Below are 19912 nucleotides of genomic sequence, written 5' to 3' on the forward strand. Positions count from 1 at the left end.
AGTTAAAAAGGGTCGCGGCTCAGCTGCAGCGAAACGACGAGCTTACCGTCCTTATCATGTCCCGACAAAATCAGTCTCTGCGTCTCTGTTTCATCCCAATGGGTAAGTCCCTCGGAATAAACCCAGCCTTCTTCCATTTTGAGCCCTACCCGGTAGGGGCCGTTTCCGGCAATGGAGCCCTGCAGATAACGGATCTTCGAATTGCGGATAAACGTCGAGGCCGTATGTTTGGACTGGTCAAGGTGGGAAGCGTAAGCCCCGTTCGTCATTTCCAGATGAATATACAGGTCCTGGCCCTTAAGCAGATCAAGAACTTGCTGGACGGCCGCCTGATTAATAAACTGCATGAAGATTCCTCCAGTAATATACTGACGTATTCACCTAAACTATTGTATGCGGCTAATATATTGTAGGTTTAAATGTAGCTTATTATAAAACATTCCGATCGACTTCACAAATCGCATCGGGTGCGGATAGACCCGGTATTCGGGCCTGTACAAACAAAAAACCCGCTCCACGGCGGGTTTTCACGGCTTCTATCGTTCTTTTATCCGAGCGGACCACTTGGCCATCAGACGTTTGAGCTCACCCGAAAGGACCGGCTTGCTGATATAATCGTTCATCCCGGATGCCAGGCACTGTTCTTTGTCTTCTTCTCTGGCAAAAGCGGTTACGGCAATGATGACGGGAGGCATTGCCTTCTTCCCGTGTCGTTCACGGATTAGACGGGTCGCCTCGAACCCGTCCATGACCGGCATCTGCACGTCCATGAAAATCAAATCATACGTCTGCTCCCCCGCAGCCTGCACGGCTTCCGCTCCGCTGTTTACGACATCCGCGGAATAACCCAGCTTGCCGGTTAACGTGTGAAGCAGTTTACGGTTCATGGGATGGTCGTCCGCAATGAGCACCCGCAGCGGCGCAGGCTTCGCCTCCGGAAGGGAAGGAACAGGCGCGGTTTCCGCCGGATGGATCGCGGAGGCCGTGTCCGGCGCTTCCGAGTCGCCTAAACTGGCGTACAGGGTAAAGAAGAAGGTGGAGCCGGCGTTTTCTTCGCTTTCGACACCGATTTCGCCGCCCATGAGCTCGACAAGCTTCTTGCTGATCGACAAGCCGAGCCCCGTACCGCCGTATTTGCGGTTAATGGCGGGATGCAGCTGAGAGAACGATTGAAACAACAGGTGGATTTTTCCGGCGGGAATCCCTATTCCCGTATCCCGGATTTTAAATTCCAGCATCACCGATTGGGGCTCGGGTGATGGTGTTATCTCCACCGCTACCGAGACGCTTCCCCGCTCGGTGAATTTGATCGCGTTGCTGATCAGATTGATCAGCACTTGTCTCACTCGCGCCTCGTCTCCCAACACGTACCGGGGCAGTCCGGCCGGAATATCGCACGAGAGCTTCAGGTTCTTTTCCTCCGCTTTTACCCGGAAAAGCTCCAGAACACCCGCCAGCGTTTCCCTTAAATCGATCGCGTCCAGGTTTAATTCCATTTTGCCGGCTTCGATCCGGGAGAAATCCAGAATTTCATTCAAAATATGCAGCAGGGCGTCGCTGCTCTCCCGGATAATATCCGCATAACTGCGCTGCTCTTCATCCAGCATCGTTTCCTGGAGCAGCCCGGTCATTCCGATAATCCCGTTCATCGGCGTGCGCAGTTCGTGGGACATAATGGCCAGAAACTCCGATTTGGCCCGGTCGGCCTGTTCGGCAAATTCTTTGGCCCGGATAATTTCTTTCTCGTTCGTCACATCCCGGAAAACAACCACGACGCCTTTTCTCTCCCCCTTATCGAACAGGGGCGTAACTTGGTAGGATGCCAGAAAGCTCGTTCCGTCCTTCCGCCAGAAAATTCCTTCGCTCGGCGATACGGAAACGCCGTCTCTTACCGCCCGTTCGACCGGCGAATCGCCGGGAAGGTACTGATTGCCGTCCGGACAGGCCTGCTCGACGGTTAGAAGGTGCCGGTTTCCGATCAGTTCTTTCGGATTAAACCCGAGCATGGATGCGCCGGCGGGATTGATAAACATCCCCTGCCCCTGCAAATCCAGCCCGAAAATTCCTTCGGAAACGGAATTGAGAATCAGCGCGTGCTCATAGCTCAGCTTCTCGATCTCTTCCGTATACTTTTTGCGGTCCGTGATGTCGCTTGTCAGGACATACACCCCGACGATGTGCCCGCTTAGCACGATCGGGACATTTATGACGCTCGCTTCGATGCGGTGTCCGTCTTTATGAATGAGCCCCGTCTCGTAAGTCTGCGGTTCGCCCTGTGCCGCCAGTTCGAAATGCCGTAAAGTCTTGTCGTAATCGTCCGGATGAACCAGCGATGCGAAATGCCGGTCGGTCAGCTCCTTTTCGGAATAACCCGTCAGAACCTGCTGCCCCCGGTTAGCCGTCAGCAGCTTTCCGTGAAGATCGAGCGAAGCTACGCCGACCGGATTATAGTCAAACAGCGACTTGTACTCCTGAAGCCGGAGTTCCGTGTTTCTGCGTTCCGTAATATCGCGTGAAATGGCGACGATTTCCTGCTCTCTGCCCTGATCGTCCAGCGTGTAACGGCTGGTCGTTTCGAACCAGACGTACGTGCCGTCTTTGCGGAAGAAGCGGAACGTAACCTTCTCATCTCCTTCCCCGTGCATATTTTCCTGCAGGTACTTTTTGACAAAGTCGACATCATCGGGGTGAATGTAGCCGAGTCCCGCCGTGCCCACCATTTCTTCAGGCTCGTAACCGAGCATCGTATGGCAGATCGGGGACACGAACAGGAACGTCGCCTGCTCGTCCACAGCATGTCTGGATATAAAATCAAGCGAATATTCCGAAATAAGCCGGTAATTCTGCTCGCTTTCCAGAATCCGCTCTTCCATCCGCCGCCGTTCGGTTATATCCTGCACCATCCCGATAATCTGGATAGGTTTATTGAATTCGTCGGCCACGACTTCCCATTGACCCGCAATGGTCCGGATCGACTGGTCCGGCAGACAAATTTTGTAGATCATTTCACCGGATTCGCCGTTTTCGAGCGCCTTCTCGATGCTTTCGCGGACACGCGGGAGATCTTCGGGGTAAATGCAGCTCAGAAACAGCTCCGCATCGGAATCCGCGGAATGGATCGCATAACCGAAAATGCGGCGCATTTCGTCCGAGAAAGAAACCCGCGAGTTAAGCAGATCCCACTCCCAGGAACCGATATGGGCTACCCGCTGAGCCTCGGCCAGCGTTTCTTCGTACTTTTTGCGTTCCGTCACGTTGCGGCCGATCGCTAAAATTTTGATGACGCGGCCATCGCCGCTACGCACGAGCTGAAAGGCGGTCTCAAGCCAAATATAATGTCCCTGCTTGTGCCGGACCCGTCTTACGAAAACTTCTTTCTCCGAGTAGAGCTTATCCCGGTTCCTCATTTGCAAAGCATCGTCGGGATGATAGAAATCGACGCGTTTGCGGCCGATCATTTCTTCCGGCTTATAGCCCAGCAGCCCCTCGACAGAGGGTGAAATATATAGAATGGTCCCGCTCGGCGAGCTGAACGAAATGACATCCTGAATGTTTTTGGAAAAAAGCAGGGCGAGGTCGCGGTTGTCTTCAAGCTCTTTTGCGGCTGCATTTTTGTCCGTCATATCCGTAAATTCATGAATAAGATACAGCGGCTGTCCAGCCTCCGGATCGCGTGCCAATGTCGTGCGGACGTGTAGCGAAATGACGCGCCCGTCTCTATGAAAATACCGTTTCTCCCTTTCGGAAACCTCACCGGGAAAAGCGGCAAGCTTCTCCATCATGCGTTTGTGTTCACTGATGAAACTTTCGTCGTCCGGATGCAGAAGTAATTTTTCGGTTCTCTCGAGCAGTTCCGCTTCCGAGTAACCGAGGATGTTGCATAAAGCCGGATTCATGCCGAGCCACTCCCCGTTTTCAGGAGATGCGAATACCAGGCCGTTCGCCGCCTGACCGTACAAATGGGTAAAAAGCGTTTCTTTAGCCTGCGAAGGGATGTTCACGGGAAGCCTCCTTGATTCCGCCCCTGAATCTGGGGCTCTGTTTCACTATAACCGGCGATTCGCCCTGGAAACAGATAGGTTCGATGTAGTTATTATAACAACAACGAACCATTTAGAAACGCCGAAATCGGCTTCCGCTCTCTAAAACTTTCAATCTCGCTTCAATCCGCTGAAAAAAGCCGGGTTTCCTTGCAGGCAAGGAAACCCGGCCGGGAGCGGAAACCCGTGCGGCAGTAAGCTGCGCAGCTTTGCCGAAGCGGGAAGGCGTTAAAGCTTCGATACCCCTGGCCGGACTCTCCAGGTTACGGTTACCGACTTCCGGAGGGCCGTGCCCAGAGCAAGCAGCCAGACGAGCAGCCCGGCCGCCGCCGTGAGCGTCCAGGGCGACAGCTCGGCGACGGACATACCTGAAGCCGTCTGGAAGCCGACGCCCGCAATCGCCAGCATCCAGCCGATTGAGCCCGCGTGGACGAGCCTGACTTTGCGAGACTGCGCGTCATCCGATTTTTCCAGCAGCCAGCCAAGCAGCGGAAGCGTCTGAACCGCATGAAACCCCAGCCCGTGCAGGACGATCAGATTGCCCGAAGCGCCGGTGTAGCGGCTCTGAAGCGCGATCATGCCGATTCCCGCAACAACGGCCGCCATTGTGGAGAGAAACCCGTAACGGATGCCGAGAACAACAAGCGGCCGCTCCGCCAGTACCGATTTTCTGTAAAAAGCCGCGGCAAGCCAGACGACCAGAACAATCAGCAGCATGGAGTCCAGACCAAAGACGATTCCCGCGATGCGGTCGATATCCGTGCCCGCCTGTGTAAATCGCGGATTGATACCTCGCAGATGCTGGACGGACTCCAGCAGATAAGCGGCCCCTCCCGTAAACGCGAGCATCCAGCGGTATACTTTGCGCGAGCGGCTGCCCATTGAGGCCAATGGGAGAACGGCAGCTATCGACAAGATGAAAATACCCAGCGCCGCGTTAAAGGAAAAGGCGCTTTCCACATTGCCTTCCGGAAGGACCCGGCTTCCGTACAATGCCATATAAACCGCCATAAAAGCCGCGAGTACAAAGCCTGCCAAACCCGTCCAGATTAGTACGCGTTCGCCTGAAAACATGGAATGAGAGCCGTCATGTCCGTTATAAAGAGCTGATTTCATTTTAAGCACATCCTTTTCTCGAATATTTATTTATTAGTCAATAAATAATTCTGTAAAAAAATAGGCAGCCTTAACGTGCCGCCTTGCCAGGTCTCCTAGCAGTTCGAATCTTTGAAAGGGAGCATCTCGGGAAGCTGCAGCACATCCGAAGTTACGATCAGAAGTCCGATGGCCATGAAATTGCCGGCTGCCGTCTCGACATCGTCCATTCCGGACTCTTCGAATTTTCGCATGATTGTGCTGTGTATCAACGCAAACTTCTCGCTCATATGCCTGCGGATTTCGGGTTCTGATATGGCAGGCGCCTGCAGCACCATCAACATTTCCGCCCGGTTAGCCCGCATGAGATCTTTGAACGCCTGGCCCATTGATTCCATAATGAGATTCCCTTGAGCTTCCACCTGCATGAAGGCATCATAGAGCCGCTGTACGGCCCGGTCAGCTACCGCCTTGAACAGCTCTTCCTTGCTTTTGAAAAAATGAAACACGTACGGCTGCGTCACCCCGGCCGCTTTAGCCACCATGGCTGTCGTTGTTTTATAATATCCAAGTTCCGCGAATATTCCAACGGCTGCGTTTATAATCTGTTCTTTGCGATCTTCGCGGACAACCAACTCCGCACCTCCTTTTATTTATTGATAAATAAATAATAAAAGCCGAATGACCGTTTCGTCAAGAGGCAACGCAAAAAAAGTTTAAAAAGCCGCCTGGCTTGGATGCCCGGCGGCCGTTATTTTTAAAGTCTTATTTGCTCAAAATGTCTGTCAGAACGGGAACGATCTGCGATTTGCGGGAAACGACGCCTTTCAGCACCGCTTTGTTGTCGGCAAGCGTTACGTTGTACGCTTCTTCCACCGCTTTGGCGGAGGAGCCGAGCGCCAGACCGATGGAATCGTTGTTGAGAATATCCGTTACGACAAACAGGAAAAGATCCAGTCCTTTTTTCTCGATAATCGCGTTCAGAGCCGCTTCCAGTTCGTCCTGGCGGGCGAGAACATCGTTCGTGTCCACCGCGTTTACCTGTGCGATTTCCACCTTGTGGGAGCCCATCTGGAACTCTTTCGCGTCCAGCGAAATGAGCTGTTCGATCGTTTTGTCGCTAAGATCCGCGCCCGCTTTGAGCATGTCCAGTCCGTAGCTTTCGAGGTTAACGCCGGCGATCTCCGCCAGTTCGCGTGCGGCCGCCACGTCCTGCTCCGTGCAGGTCGGCGATTTCAGCAGCAGCGTGTCCGAAATGATGGCGGATACCATCAGTCCGGCAATGTTCGCGGGAACGGACTTGCCGTTTTCTTTGTACAGCTTGTTCAAAATCGTCGCCGTGCAGCCGACAGGTTCGGCGCGGTAGTAAAGCGGGCCGCTCGTCTCGAAATTCGCGATGCGGTGGTGGTCGATAACTTCAGTCACGCGCACTTGATCGATGTCGCTAACGCTCTGCTGACGTTCGTTATGATCGACGAGAATAACGGTCTTGACTTCGCCGGCAACCGTCTCGACAAGACGGGGAGCTTCTGCCTTAAAAGTATCCAGCGCGAATTGGGTTTCGCCGCTTACGGCTCCCAGGCGGACCGCTTCTACGTTTTCGCCAAGCTGGGTTTTCAGGTCTGCATATGCGAGTGCGGAACAAATGGTGTCGGTGTCCGGGTTTTTGTGTCCGAAAATCAATGTTTTTTCCATCAATAAAGGCTCCTTACTTCGTTTGAATTTGAAATGGATCGCAAAAAGAGCTAAAATCCTAACTCGATTATAGCGTTAAAATCAGCTTATTCCAATCCCTATACAGAGAATAATCGGACGGCTGCTTTAAAGTCTCCTGCCCACGTACAAAAGGTGCGAGGAAGAGCCGAGATTGTACGGATCTTCGGCCGCTTGCATGATCAGATCCAGCACTCTCCGGGACACTTCCTCCCCTTGCGAGCGCCAGTAATCCCACTGCTCCCCCGTCATTCCGGCGGCGATACTTCCGGAACCGATCAGCTTGACGGTCCCGAAGCCGTTTGTCTCCATGAACGGGACGATATCGCCGACCGGAAAATAGTACGCACCGGTAAAACGACCGGCATCGCTGTGATCGAAGCGGCCCGTTTCGGCGAAAGCCTCCAGCCCGCGGACCGTATCGTTCGGCTTCCAATTCAGCGGATCGCGCAGGGAATTGGCGAGGTGCCGGATCCGCGGCATAAAAGCGACAAAGACCCAGCCGTCCTTGGCGGTTACCCGGTGAAGCTCACGCACCGCCTTCTCCCGGTCTTCGGCGCCTTGCAGGTGGTAGAGAGGCCCAAGCATCAAGGAGGCGTCGAACTGCCCGTCTCCGAACAGGCTGAGGTCTCTCGCATCGGCTGCGTGGAACCCGCGGAACCGGTCCAGCAGCCCCAGCTCGGCGGCTTTGCTTCGCGCCGTTTCCACGAGCTTCGACGTCAAATCGGCAAGGGTCACGTCGTGACCCTCACGAGCCAGCTCCATGGCATATTTGCCCGGGCCCGCTCCGTTATCCAGAACAGCGGAACCGGCGGGCAGATACTTTTTAATAAAAGACAAATTTATGGTGTACTCCCACGGTTCCCGGTCCAGCCTCCCCCACTCGTCAAATTGGCTGTAGTAGTTTACGATAGGTTTCATTTTTTCGCCTCCCGATTGCTGTTTCCCAAAACAATTCGAGCCGAAAGCCTTTTTTCCTTTTCATGAAAGAGGAATTGGGAGACGGATGTTTAATAGGAGTAAAGGTGTGGAGTTGCTAGAAGACAGAAACCGTATAAAAGGAGAAAAAAACGATGAACATTACGGAATTGCGTCATGGCGAACCTTATCCGATGGACCTGCTCCTGCTTGCCGATCCTTCGGAAGAACTGGTTCGGGAATACATAGAGCGAGGACGCTGCTTTACCGGAGCGGCTGCGGACGGGAGGGTGATAGGTGTCTATGTGCTGCTGCCGACCCGCCCGGGGACGGTCGAACTCGTCAACGTGGCGGTAAGCGAGGATTGTCACGGCAGAGGCTACGGCAAGGAGCTGGTTCTCCATGCCGTCGGGCAGGCCCGGGAATTCGGGTTCAAAACGATCGAAATCGGAACAGGCAGCACCGGAGTCGCCCAGCTTGCGCTTTATCAAAAGTGCGGATTCCGGATTACGGGAATCGACAAGGATTTTTTCGTCCGGCACTATGCCGAAGAAATCTACGAGAACGGGATGCAGGTTATCGATATGGTACGGATGTCCCAAGATTTATAAAATTTTAATTAGTTCGCCCCCAACCCCCGACATTTTCTTCACTTTCCGTTTGATATGCTTAGGATACGCTTAGAGACCTAAGTGTACAAATGGAGGGATGAACAATGGCAGAGTCCGAAAATGAAATTCAATTGTCCGAAGAAGAAGTCGCTGCCGGCGAGGTAGAAGCTGTCGAGGAAGTCCAAGCGGATGCGGAAGCCGAAACGGCGGAAGATGCCGACTCGGACGCAGATACCTTAGAAGACAGTACGGAAGCGGACGACGAAGAAGTCACGGAAACCGTTGAAAGCGACGAGTCGGATGAAGCCGTCGAAGATACGGCGTCCGAAGACGTTACGGATTAACCCCTTCACTCCATTCGCACTTCATACTTACATCTGCCGAGCCTGTTCCTGTAGGAACAGGCTTTTTATGCGGCGATTTCCCCGCGTTCAGGTTCCATTCAGCTCTTCATCCGTTCGACGGCAGACGCTATGCAGCAAAAAGCACGCAAAAAAAAGGCTCTCCGCGACCGTCCGAAGACGCCGGGGAGCCTTTTGCCAGTATGACGGGATTCGTGAGAGCAATATGCCGCCCCTTCATCCTCGCATTTATTCGTCCTGCGGAAGATGTTCCTTGCAGAACGTATCGACGACCGCAAGCTCTTCGTCCTCAAGATCGAACTCAAGGTATGTATCCGTCGAATTTTCACGGATATCGTACTTGATGATCCGACTTTGTCCTTCGTCCACGCCGTATATGACCCGCAGATAGATTCCGTTAGCCGTGTACAGCTCGTCGTCTTCCGGAACGTCTACCTCCAGATTAAATTCATAACGCTTCCCCGGAATAATCCCGAACGGGTCTTTTACAAGTTCTGCACTATAAGCTGTAATCGTTAGCATGTCAGCATTCCTTTCTCATCAAAACCTTCGAAGCCTATTATACACCGAATCGAGGAATTTCCCATCCCCTCTCTTCCCGGTGACTCTTTAGGATATCAATCCGAGCGTCTTGGCCTGTTCTTCGGACAAGACAAATTCTTCGTTGGCCCACACGTCGTCCTCTTGGTTCAAGCCGAACATTTTCATCACTTCGGGCCAGATTCCCTTTTCCAGCGCCTCGCCTTGCGTAATCATAATTTTCATCTTTTCTTCCCCCTTAGAATGGTCGTCGCTGCTTCCAACTTCTCTTCATTCATTACCCAGAAATGCAATTTCTATGACAGCCGAAGCTTCCTGAATGGTTAAAAAAACGACCCACGGGGTCCGGCAAGCCGGAAGTGCGCTGGGGTTTCTGGTAAAAGAGCCGCCCGGCGACGTAATCGCGATTTGTCGGCAGCAGGGCTATGATTGAAATAATTTACCTCCTTAATCAGTAGCATCCCTAATAATACGGCATGCTTTAAAGGCATATTGCCTTTACCTTCCCATGATAAAAAAGCCTGCCGAGCTTGTGGCCCGGCAGGCTTTTCCTAACAACTTTCTATTGTGCAGTGCCGGTCGGTTAAACCGCTCTGGCGGAGTGATTAACCTTCAAGCAGCAGGGATTCCGGATCTTCGAGCAGTTCTTTGACGGTGACGAGGAAGCGAACCGCCTCGCTGCCGTCTACGATACGGTGGTCGTAGGAAAGCGCGATGTACATCATCGGACGGTTTTCCATTCTTTCCGCATCGATCGCAACCGGACGGATCTGGATTTTGTGCATGCCCAGAATGCCCACTTGCGGAGCGTTAAGAATCGGCGTGGACAGCAGGGAGCCGAATACGCCGCCGTTCGTGATCGTGAACGTACCGCCTTGAAGGTCGGACAGCGCCAGTGTGTTGGCGCGCGCTTTGCCGGCCAGGTCTCCGATCTGCTTCTCGATGTCCGCAAAGCTCAGACGATCCGCTTCGCGAACGACCGGAACGACCAGACCTTCCTTCGCGGATACGGCTATACCGATGTCGTAGAACTGCTTCACTACGATATCGTCTCCGTCGATCTCGGCGTTCAGATGAGGGAATTTCTTCAACGCGCCAACGACCGCTTTCGTGAAGAAGGACATAAAGCCCAGACCCACATCGTGCTTGTCAAGGAACGCCTGCTTGCGGCGTTTGCGCACGTCGAGAATCGCCGTCATGTCAACTTCGTTGAACGTGGTCAGCATAGCAGCCGTGTGCTGAGCTTCCACCAGGCGGTTCGCGATAGTCTGACGGCGGCGGGACATACGCTTGCGCTCAACCGGTTTGCCCGGTACCGCTTGCTGTGCGGCTTGACCGGCGCCACCGGACTTCGCTGCTGCCGGCGCGCTTGCCGGTTGTGCCGCTTGCGTGCCATGGGACTTCACGTCGTCTTGGTACACGCGGCCGATCGGATCCTGCGATTTAACCTGGCTCAGGTCGATACCGCGCTCTCTGGCAAGCTTTCTGGCTGCCGGGGAAGCAGCCAGCGACGCGCTGTCGCTCGCCGCTGCGGAAGCCGCAGGCGCCTTGGCAGGAGCTTCTGCCGCCGGGGTAGCTGCAGGAGCTTCCGCCGCTTTCGGAGCCTCAGGAGCCGCTGCAGGAGCCGCAGACGCCGGTGCGCCGGAGGAAGCGCCGATCACGCCGACGATTTCGCCGACCGATACGTTGTCGCCTTCCTGCTTGCGGATTTCAGACAGGACGCCGTCTTGTTCCGCGCTGATTTCCAGGTTTACTTTGTCCGTTTCAAGTTCAAGAAGCAAGTCGCCTTGACTTACCGTGCTTCCTTCAGTCACAAGCCATTTAGAGATAGTTGCCTCAGTAATAGATTCGCCTAATTCAGGCACTTTAATATCAGCCACGATGGTGACCTCCTATGCATGTTTATTATTCCGGTTGTTTAAGAGCGAGCGAGATAATCTGGTTATGTTCGAACGTATGAATCTCCTGGAAGCCGCTGGCCGGGCTGGAGCGGTCAGGCAGACCTACGTAACGCACGTTGACTTTATCCGGCGCAAGGGAACGGATTCTGGATTCCATGAAGTTCCAGGATCCCATGTTCCGGGGTTCTTCCTGTACCCAGACGATTTCTTTCAGTCCAGGGAACTTCGCGATGATTTCCGCGATATCCTGTTCCGGCAGCGGGTAAAGCTGCTCTACGCGGGCAATATGAAGCCACGAGAAATCGCGGTCTTCGGAAGTTTCAAACGCTTCTTCCAGATCGATCGCCATTTTACCGGTGGTCAGCACAAGACGTTTCACTTTCTTCGGCTGATTGCCAAGACCTTTCTGTTCCATGACAGGCAGGAAGGAGCTTTCGCTGAATTCCTTGCCGTCGGACGATACGCGAGCGTTGCGGATCAGACTTTTCGGCGCCATAATCACGAGCGGACGAGCCTCTTCGCGTTCCGTAATGGCAGCCTGGCGGCGTAGAATATGGAAATATTGCGCCGCGCTGCTCAGGTTCGCGACCGTCCAGTTGTTCTCTGCGGAAAGCTGCAGGAAACGTTCCAGACGGGCACTGGAATGCTCCGGTCCTTGACCTTCGTAGCCGTGCGGCAGAAGCATCACGAGGCTGGATTTCTGCTCCCATTTGGAGCGGCCCGCGGAAATGAACTGGTCGATGATCACCTGCGCCGCATTGGCGAAATCGCCGTACTGGGCTTCCCAGATCACGAGAGTTTCCGGCGAGTACACGTTGTAGCCGTATTCGAAAGCAAGGACGGAGCCTTCGGAAAGCGGGCTGTTATAAATCGCGAACGATGCGCGCGCCTGAGGCAGCTTGTGCAGCGGCGAGTAGGTCGAGCCGTTCTTCACATCGTGAAGCACGAGGTGGCGATGCGCGAACGTTCCGCGCCCTACGTCCTGTCCGCTGATCCGGATCGGCTTGCCGTCGGCCAGGATCGATGCGAATGCCAGCGTCTCCGCGAGCGCCCAGTCTACCTTGCCGCCTTCGTTAAGCGCGTCTCCGCGGCGTTCCAGGATACGCTGCAATTTCGGGTAGACGTTGAAATCTTCCGGCCATGTAATCAGCTCGCGGTTGATTTCCTGCAGTTCCTGAAGCGGAACGGCCGTCTTGATTTTCTTGAGATCGTCGAAAATAGCCGGCTCGGCGACACGCTTTCCCTTGCCTTGGTGATTTTTAACGAGTTCGTACGCTTCCTGAAGCGTGTTCTGGATGTTCTGGATCATCTGCTGGTAGCCGTTGTCGTCTACAAGCCCTTCCTGCTTCAGCTTTTCCGCATACAGGACGGAGATCGTCGAATGGTTCTTCACTTTGCCGTACATCAGCGGCTGAGTCGTTTCCGGATCGTCGTTCTCATTATGTCCGTAACGGCGGTAGCCGATCAGGTCGATCAGGAAGTCTTTCTTGAACCGGTTGCGGTATTCGCAAGCCAGACGCGCCGCTGCGAGGCATGCTTCCGGGTCGTCCGCGTTAACGTGAACGATCGGAATCTCGTAGCCTTTGGCCAGGTCACTCGCATAGTGAGTGGAGCGGGAATCCGTGCTATCGGTCGTGAAACCTACCCGGTTGTTGACGATGATATGGATCGTTCCGCCGTTCTCGTAACCGGTCAGCTTCGTAAAGTTGAGTGTCTCGGCAACGATACCTTCACCCGGGAACGCGGCGTCGCCGTGCATGACAATACAAGCCGCCTTGTTCAGATCCTGTTCTGGATAGCCGGGATTTTCACGATTATCTTGTGCCGCACGCGCAAAGCCCTCAACGACTGCGCCTACAAACTCCAAGTGACTCGGGTTGTTCGCGAGTGTCAGCTTGGCTTCTCTAGTTTCGCCTTCCTTGATTGAGCGTCGTGCACCCAGGTGGTACTTTACGTCCCCTGTCCAGCCGTAGTTGATTCCTGTGGAACCTTCGGACGGAATGATGTCTTTGTTCGGCGCATGATGGAATTCCGCAAAAATTTTCTTGTACGGCTTACCCAGAATGTGAGCAAGCACGTTTAGGCGTCCGCGGTGAGCCATCCCCATCAGAATGTGTTCCGCTCCGTCGTGAACGACTTCATGTACGATTTCGTCTAAAAGTGGAATAAGTACATCCGTACCCTGCAGTGAGAAGCGCTTCTGACCGACGAACGTGCGGTGCAGGTAGTTTTCGAACTGCTCTGTCTGTACTAGGCGGTCCAGAAGCTTGGTGCGCTCTTCTTTCGTCAGCGGCTCGATAGATGCGCCCGATTCCGCTTGACGGTTCAGCCAATTACGCTCGTCTTCCTCATGAACATGGCTGAACTCAAAACCGATCGATTGGGAATATCTTTGACGCAGGCGCTGGATCGCTTCCCAGCCGTTCGCCACGTCGGACGGTGCTTCTTCCCAGACGATTGAAGCCGGCATTGCCACCAGATCTTCTTTGGTCAGGCCGTATGTGCCCGGCTCAAGCAGTCTTGTATCCGGGTTGGTGCTCAGACCCAGCGGGTCCAGGTTGGCAGCTAAGTGCCCGTATGTGCGAATATTCCACACCAGTTTGCCGACGGCGACGACTTTCTTCAGCACGTTCGGGTCGCTGGTGGTAGTGGTTCCTGCGTTTGCCTGACCTTCGGATTGGACGGTTTGTACCGATGCCGGAGGCGCTCCAAAACGCGCAAACAGGTCCCGATAAGCTGCTTCCACAGAATCGGGATCGTTCAGATACTGCTCATACTTCTCTTGAATGTAACCTAGGTTCGGCCCGTAATAAGATTCCCAGGGCCACCGACTGCCTTCCACTTCATTCCTCATAGCTGTAATTTTCCGCCTCACTTTTAAGATATTAGTTCTGCTCGTATAGAACATCCTAGCATAACAATAACGATAGCCCTCCTCGTCGAGAATTTCTCCTCAATTTCAGGTATCGTCATCAAATGTGGAAATTACAATACTTATTATAATGCAGTCTATAGAAAAGTCCAAAAAAATTGCGCATTTTGTCACAAGAGTTCACAATTTAGCCGGCAATTATGGCTTTTTTGGTAAAAACCTCATAGAATGCCGGTTTTTTCGACAAATTATCAGACAATTCACCTTAAAAAAAGAGGAATTTCAACCGTTATTTCTTCTCCGGCATCGCCCGTTCTTCGAAATGTTCAGAAAGTGTTCGCAAACCTTCCGCCAATTCTTGTCCGGAAACCGGTCTTCCGTGTCCGGTGACGGCCAGAGACGGCTGCAGTCCTTCCAGAAACCGGACGGAGATTTTGGCCGCTTCCCAGTCGGTCGTAAAATATTTCGGGGGACCGTTTACCTCCGGCGTCTGCATAATTACTTTATAAAGGGACTCCTGCTTGACGTTCACGAAAGCGTCGCCCGCAATCAATGCTTTATCCTCGTCCCGGAAAAGGGAAATATGCCCGTGTGTGTGTCCCGGCGTATGAATCCATCTCCAGTCCTGCATTTCGGGTATGGAGCCGTCCGACGGAAGCTTGCGCAAATAGCTGCCCAGATCAATCCCCTCATTCGGGAAAACGGGCGACATTCTGGCGACGAGTCCGCTGTCCGCGTCCGGGTCGGCCGGCGGATAGTCCTGCATGCCGTTCAGATAAGGAATTTCGAGCTCGTGCGCGTAGACAGGCACGTCCTAGCGCTTAAGCAGCGGGATGATGGCACCGACATGGTCGAAATGGCCATGGGTCAATACAATCGCGCGCGGAGGCACCGTCCCGAAACGCTTTTCCGCGGCTTGGATAATCTCGTCCGCGGAACGCGGCATCCCCGCATCCACAAGCACCCATCCCTGCGGGTTGTCGACTTCCCCCACAAACACGACATTTACGATCTGCAGGGTGAGGCAGTAGATGTCCGGGGCGGCCTCGAGCCCTTCCCCGCTCTTGACAGACGTAACCGGCAACCTTTTGTCTTCAAACGTATTTTCCATCCATCCGGCTCCTTTCCGTACTCCGTAGTTTTCCAGATAAGGCTGCGCCTGCTTATACTTACCCCATTGCCCGCAAAAAAATCGGCTCTTTCCCGGTCTTTCTGCGGTTGTCGGGATTTCGGTCGTGCGTTAAAGCGGAAGATGGGACAGGAGGTATAAATCTTCCCTCTTTTCACAAAATAGGAAAAACCGCCGGAAAGGTGATCGGCTATGCGTTTCAAAAAATGGATGCGCCTGCTTTCCAGTACGAATCCCCCTTCGCCCGTCATCCGGCAAATTCATGCCGAACCTCCTGTGCTTTCCAGGATCAAGGAACAGTTTAAAGACTGCAGCGATCTTACCCAACGGGAATTTCCGGAGCTGGAGATCACGCTTTTTTATTTCAAACACATGGTCGACCCCGATTTGTTCGAGCGTGAAATTCTGGCCCCGCTCGAAAATATCCAGGCGGACGAAACGGACGAGCTGCTGCAAAATTCGATTTTTACCCGTGTGACCGAAGAACGCGTCCTTGTCAAGAAAATCCTCAGCGGCTGGGCCGCCCTATTCGTCCAGGGAACCGCCTACGCCGTCGATATTTACGGGCCCGAGGGACGGGGCATCGAACAGTCGGAGACGGAAGGCGTTATCGTCGGCCCGCACGACGCTTTTACGGAATCTCCGGAAGCGAACTTGTCTCTCATCCGCAGGCGGGTGAAAAGCAATCACCTGAAAGTTCAAACGTTTACCGTAGGCGAGATTACGAGCAGCAAAGTATTCGTCCTCTACATCGATGGAATCGCCAACATGGATTACGTCAACACGATGACGCAGCGTATAGAGGCCATCGAGACGGACGCGATTTTCGATGCGACCATGCTCGTTCAGCTCATCGACGATTTCCCCAACTCGGTGTTCCCGGTTATGCTGAACACCGAACGCCCCGACGTTGCGGCCTCCAAACTTGTGGAAGGCAAAGTCGTCGCTATCGTCGAGCAGAGCCCGTCGGTCATCTGCGGACCGACTTCCTTTTTCGAATTTTTTATTTCGCCGGACGACTATTACAGCCGTTGGGCGGTCGGCACCGCGACCCGCTTACTGCGTTACGCGGCTTTTGTCATCACGATTTCGTTTACGGCTCTCTACGTCTCCGTTACGACTTACCACTATGAGATGATTCCGGACAATCTGATCACGACGCTGACGGAATCACGCAGCCGCGTCCCTTTCCCGCCCGTTTTCGAGGCGCTTCTGATGGAGACGACGATTGAACTGCTCCGGGAAGCCGGGGCCCGGCTCCCGACCAAAATCGGCCAGACGATCGGTATCGTTGGCGGTATCGTCATCGGACAAGCGGCCGTCCAGGCCGGTTTTACGAGCAATATCCTCATTATTGCGGTGGCCTCTTCGGCGATAGCCTCTTACGTGATTCCGAGCTATACAATGAGCGCTTCCATCCGGCTGATTCGCTTCGGTCTGGTCATCGCCGCCGGCGTACTGGGCAATTTCGGCCTGATGGCCGGTATCGCCCTGGTCATCATCCATTTAGCCAAATTAACGAGCCTGGGCGCTCCATATACGATGCCCGTCGCTCCCCTCAAATTAAAGGACTGGAAGGACATCTTTATCCGGGCCCCTTTCTGGAGCCTGAAAAGCCGGCCTTCCCAATCCTTGTCGATGAACAAAAAATACAACAAGTTCAAAAAGTAGGTGGTTGCTTTGTCCAGGGAAAGATTGTATACCCACCATGTCGGATTTCTCGTTTTCAATACGCAGATGGGCGTAGTGTTATTCTCTCTTCCCCGGATCGCAGCCACGTATATCGGAACGAACGGATGGGCGTCCTTTCTGATCTTCAGTGTAATCTCCACCTTCAATATCTATCTGATTTCGCTTGTCAACAAATTAGGCAAGGGAGAGTCTTTCTTCGATATCGTGGAGAAAACGATTCCCAAGTGGGTGCTGGCACCGCTTTACCTGTTCATGACGTCCGTGTTCGGTATGATCGGGTGCCTCGTAATCAAGCAGTATGTGCTCATTTACCAGCTTCTGATTTTTCCGTCTACGCCCGATATCGTGTTGAAGCTGGTAGTCGATCTCCTTGTTCTGCTTCTTCTTCTCAAAGGAATTTATACCATTTCGAAAGCGAACATCATATTCTCTCTGCTTTTGCTGCTGCTTGTCCCGATATTTTTTGCTTTTACGACGGAGTTTGATTGGGTCCGGCTGACCACCTCCCTTTTTAAAGATGGAGAGCACAGTGTCAAGGGATTCATCAAAATGTACAGCGCGTTTATGGGTTACGAGATCAGTCTCTTCTTCATGCCCTACGCAAGCAGGAGCGTCAAGTGGATGCGGGGAGTTTATATCGGAAATTTCGTAGTTACGTTCGTCTATCTTATGGTGACCTTCATCTGTTACGGCGTTTTCAGCTATGTCCAGCTTAAACTTCAAACTTTCCCGCTTCTGGATCTGCTTGCTTATTTGAAATTTCCGTTTATGGAACGCGTTCAGAATTTCCTTTACAGCGTTTTTCTGTTTTCGGTTCTCGTTACGGCCGCCATGTATTTCTGGTCCAGCAAAGAGACCCTTAGCAGGCTGGTTCCCAAAATAAAAGGGACCTATCTATCCCCAGCCATCATGGTGGCCACGTTATTTATTTCCTATATGGCCCAGACCCTGACCGTCGTGGAGAAGTGGTTCGGTTATCTCAGTGTCATGCTTATTGGACTGGCGTTCTTTCTCCCGGTATTTGCTCTCGTTGTCCTACTTTTCCGTAAAAGGAGTCTGCCGAATGTTTAAGATGCGGCGTCTTTTTCTTCCTTCGCTGCTTTTCCTTAGCGGATGCTCAAGTGACCAGAACATACTGGAAAAGATCGGATACATCCAATCCGCCGCTTATGACTGGGCGCCCGACAACAAAATGAAAGTCACCCTCAGTATCCCGGTTATCGAAAGGGAGTCCCGGGACGGGTACGACGAAATACTGACGATTACAGCTTCGAGCAGCAAAGCGGCGAAAAACCTGCTATCCCGGAAAACGAGCCGGGCGCTGGTCAGCGGCCAGCTCAGAAACCTGCTTTACGGCATCGAACTGGCCAAAACCGGGCTGCGTCGGAACATGGACTCCATCTTGCGCGATCCTTCCATCTCCAAAAGGTCCAATATTATCCTGACGGAAGGCGAAGCGCACGATATCATCAACCGGGACTACACAGGGCATCCCAAAACGGAACAATATGTAGATAAACTGCTGCAAAAAGAATTCCAGCTTCAGAATACGCCGCGCATTCTCCTCCATCAATTTGTCCGGGATTATTTTGATGAAGGCATCGATCCCATCGCGACCGTCATCCGCATTGCCGGTAATGATTTGGAAGTCAGCGGGATCGCTTTATTCAAAGAAGATGTGTATGTCACGAAGCTGCCTACGAAAGACATGATCTTTTTCAATCTGCTGTACCAGAATCAGAAGCAGGGCGAATTTTCATTTACCCTGAACGACGAGGAAACCAAATCCATCATGTTCAACGCCATCTCCAGCAAACGGAAAATTAAAATTCGCCGGGATGAGGAGGGCGTTCTTCATGCGGATATCCGAATGGTGGTCCATGGAAGCGTCCTTGAGTATATCGGCAAACTAAATTTAAGCACGGATGACAGCGCCAAGGTCGAGAAGAAGATGTCGGCCTATATCTCGGAGCATTCCGAGAGGGTCCTCTCGTTTATGCAAAAACACAGCGTCGATAGCATCGGGCTTGGCCGGTATGTCCGGAACGAACTGGGGTATGCGGAGTGGGAGAAGCTGGACTGGGCAGAGGCCTATCCGTCCGTACAAGTCCATGTCAATGCCGAGTTTCATATCAAAAATTTCGGTAATTTCTTTGATTGAACGCAGACAAATGCAGCAAAAAAGGACGCGGCAGTCCCGTTTTGACGGGGTGCGCGTCCTTTTTTATTGATTCCCCGTAGTCCGAATATCCGGCAAAACGCAACTTTTTCCTCCACGGGTTGTGCGAAATGAGCTTTCCTTGTATACTGTTTTAGCAAACATACGTTTGCATTCCTATCATCGTCAGTCAACGGAGGCATTATGAAAGGTTCAACTCATCTCGCAATCGGCACTGCCATCGGACTTGCCGCGTCCGCTTTTCATCCTTTTACCCCAACGAATTTTGCGGTGTACATATCGGTGGCCGCTTTCTCCGCGTTAAGCGCGGATCTGGACGGTCCCAGCATGCTGAGCAGCAAGCTCGGCAAAATTTCCAAATGGCTGCGCGAAGTGTTTCTATGGGGAGGCGCTTTACTTGTCGCGGCCGTGGCCTATCTTTTTGTTACGAAGCATCAGTTTTACCCGGAACGGATGACGATCGCGGTCATGATTTTTCTGATCGGCTTCGTGACCAAGGAAGGGATCATCCGCAACGCGCTGGTCAGTCTGGTCGGAGCCGGCCTCATTTATTGGGGCTGGAATACTCAAATGAGATGGCTGATCGGACTCGGCGCTTTTGTCGTCTGGGCTCCCTGGTTGAAGCATCGCGGGATGACGCACACGGTATGGGCGTTGGCACTGTGGGGCGCTATCGGCATGGAGCTGGAGAAACAGCTCCAGTTGGAAGGCATTATGATGGTCGCCGTCGCGGGCTACTTCTCCCATCTGTTCGCCGATACCTTGACGCCAAGCGGCGTGAAATGGCTGTATCCGCTGTACAAAAAGTCTTTCAAAATCCCGTTTCTGTAGGTTTTGATGTTTTGAAGGGAACCGCCCTC

16 protein-coding genes and 1 pseudogene are annotated in these 19912 nt (G+C 53.1%); 6 read left to right on the forward strand and 11 right to left on the reverse strand.

Annotated features, from left to right (window positions below; translation table 11 throughout):
- Positions 1-2 precede the first annotated feature (2 nt).
- The 6 genes from PCH01S_RS04475 to PCH01S_RS04500 all read right to left on the reverse strand — a co-directional run bounded on the left by PCH01S_RS04475 (position 3) and on the right by PCH01S_RS04500 (position 7769).
- The gene (locus tag PCH01S_RS04475) at positions 3-347 is read right to left on the reverse strand and encodes a YojF family protein (RefSeq protein ID WP_042227119.1); all 345 of its coding nucleotides are present in this window, start codon (positions 345-347) and stop codon (positions 3-5) included.
- Between the two features lie 189 nt (positions 348-536).
- On the reverse strand, positions 537-4001 hold the full coding sequence (locus PCH01S_RS04480; protein ID WP_042227120.1) for a PAS domain S-box protein: 3465 nt from the start codon (positions 3999-4001) through the stop codon (positions 537-539).
- Between the two features lie 267 nt (positions 4002-4268).
- Positions 4269-5156, reverse strand: a complete 888-nt coding sequence (locus tag PCH01S_RS04485) for a hypothetical protein (RefSeq protein ID WP_042227121.1) — start codon at positions 5154-5156, stop codon at positions 4269-4271.
- Between the two features lie 95 nt (positions 5157-5251).
- Positions 5252-5770 (reverse strand): TetR/AcrR family transcriptional regulator, encoded by a 519-nt coding sequence (locus tag PCH01S_RS04490; RefSeq protein ID WP_042227122.1) that lies wholly within the window; start codon positions 5768-5770, stop codon positions 5252-5254.
- Positions 5771-5900: 130 nt separating this feature from the next.
- Positions 5901-6830 (reverse strand): manganese-dependent inorganic pyrophosphatase, encoded by a 930-nt coding sequence (locus PCH01S_RS04495; protein ID WP_042227123.1) that lies wholly within the window; start codon positions 6828-6830, stop codon positions 5901-5903.
- A 126-nt stretch (positions 6831-6956) separates the two neighbouring features.
- Positions 6957-7769: a class I SAM-dependent methyltransferase gene (locus PCH01S_RS04500; protein ID WP_042227125.1), complete on the reverse strand. Its 813-nt coding sequence runs from the start codon at positions 7767-7769 to the stop codon at positions 6957-6959.
- Positions 7770-7921: 152 nt separating this feature from the next.
- On the opposite strand from PCH01S_RS04500, the gene PCH01S_RS04505 reads away from it, so the two are divergent.
- A complete protein-coding gene (locus tag PCH01S_RS04505; protein ID WP_042227127.1) occupies positions 7922-8377 on the forward strand; it encodes a GNAT family N-acetyltransferase in 456 nt (151 codons plus the stop codon).
- Between the two features lie 104 nt (positions 8378-8481).
- Entirely contained in the window at positions 8482-8721 is a 240-nt protein-coding gene (locus tag PCH01S_RS04510; RefSeq protein ID WP_042227129.1) for a hypothetical protein, read from the forward strand.
- Between the two features lie 246 nt (positions 8722-8967).
- On the opposite strand, the gene PCH01S_RS04515 is transcribed toward PCH01S_RS04510, so the two are convergent.
- From PCH01S_RS04515 to PCH01S_RS04530, 5 genes and pseudogenes are all read right to left on the reverse strand, one after another.
- On the reverse strand, positions 8968-9261 hold the full coding sequence (locus PCH01S_RS04515; RefSeq protein WP_042227131.1) for a DUF6509 family protein: 294 nt from the start codon (positions 9259-9261) through the stop codon (positions 8968-8970).
- 87 nt (positions 9262-9348) lie between these two features.
- Positions 9349-9504, reverse strand: coding sequence for a hypothetical protein (locus PCH01S_RS30780; RefSeq protein ID WP_164977144.1), 156 nt, complete (start codon positions 9502-9504; stop codon positions 9349-9351).
- A gap of 380 nt (positions 9505-9884) precedes the next feature.
- Positions 9885-11159 carry a 2-oxoglutarate dehydrogenase complex dihydrolipoyllysine-residue succinyltransferase gene (odhB, locus tag PCH01S_RS04520; protein WP_042227133.1) on the reverse strand — a complete coding sequence of 425 codons (1275 nt, stop codon included), beginning with the start codon at positions 11157-11159 and terminating at the stop codon, positions 9885-9887.
- 25 nt (positions 11160-11184) lie between these two features.
- Positions 11185-14034, reverse strand: a complete 2850-nt coding sequence (locus PCH01S_RS04525; RefSeq protein ID WP_042227468.1) for a 2-oxoglutarate dehydrogenase E1 component — start codon at positions 14032-14034, stop codon at positions 11185-11187.
- 307 nt (positions 14035-14341) lie between these two features.
- Positions 14342-15163 (reverse strand): annotated as a pseudogene (locus PCH01S_RS04530) (MBL fold metallo-hydrolase).
- A 210-nt stretch (positions 15164-15373) separates the two neighbouring features.
- Here PCH01S_RS04530 and PCH01S_RS04535 point away from each other — a divergent pair.
- From PCH01S_RS04535 to PCH01S_RS04550, 4 genes are all read left to right on the forward strand, one after another.
- Entirely contained in the window at positions 15374-16852 is a 1479-nt protein-coding gene (locus PCH01S_RS04535; protein WP_042227134.1) for a spore germination protein, read from the forward strand.
- Entirely contained in the window at positions 16853-17944 is a 1092-nt protein-coding gene (locus tag PCH01S_RS04540; RefSeq protein ID WP_241688704.1) for a GerAB/ArcD/ProY family transporter, read from the forward strand.
- Positions 17937-19034, forward strand: coding sequence for a Ger(x)C family spore germination protein (locus tag PCH01S_RS04545; protein WP_042227137.1), 1098 nt, complete (start codon positions 17937-17939; stop codon positions 19032-19034). Before PCH01S_RS04540 ends, PCH01S_RS04545 begins: the two co-directional genes overlap by 8 nt.
- Positions 19035-19235: 201 nt before the next feature.
- Positions 19236-19883, forward strand: a complete 648-nt coding sequence (locus PCH01S_RS04550) for a metal-dependent hydrolase (protein WP_042227139.1) — start codon at positions 19236-19238, stop codon at positions 19881-19883.
- The last annotated feature ends 29 nt before the right edge of the window (positions 19884-19912 follow it).

The organism is Paenibacillus chitinolyticus NBRC 15660, from assembly GCF_000739915.1.
GTDB lineage: Bacteria > Bacillota > Bacilli > Paenibacillales > NBRC-103111 > Paenibacillus_F > Paenibacillus_F chitinolyticus.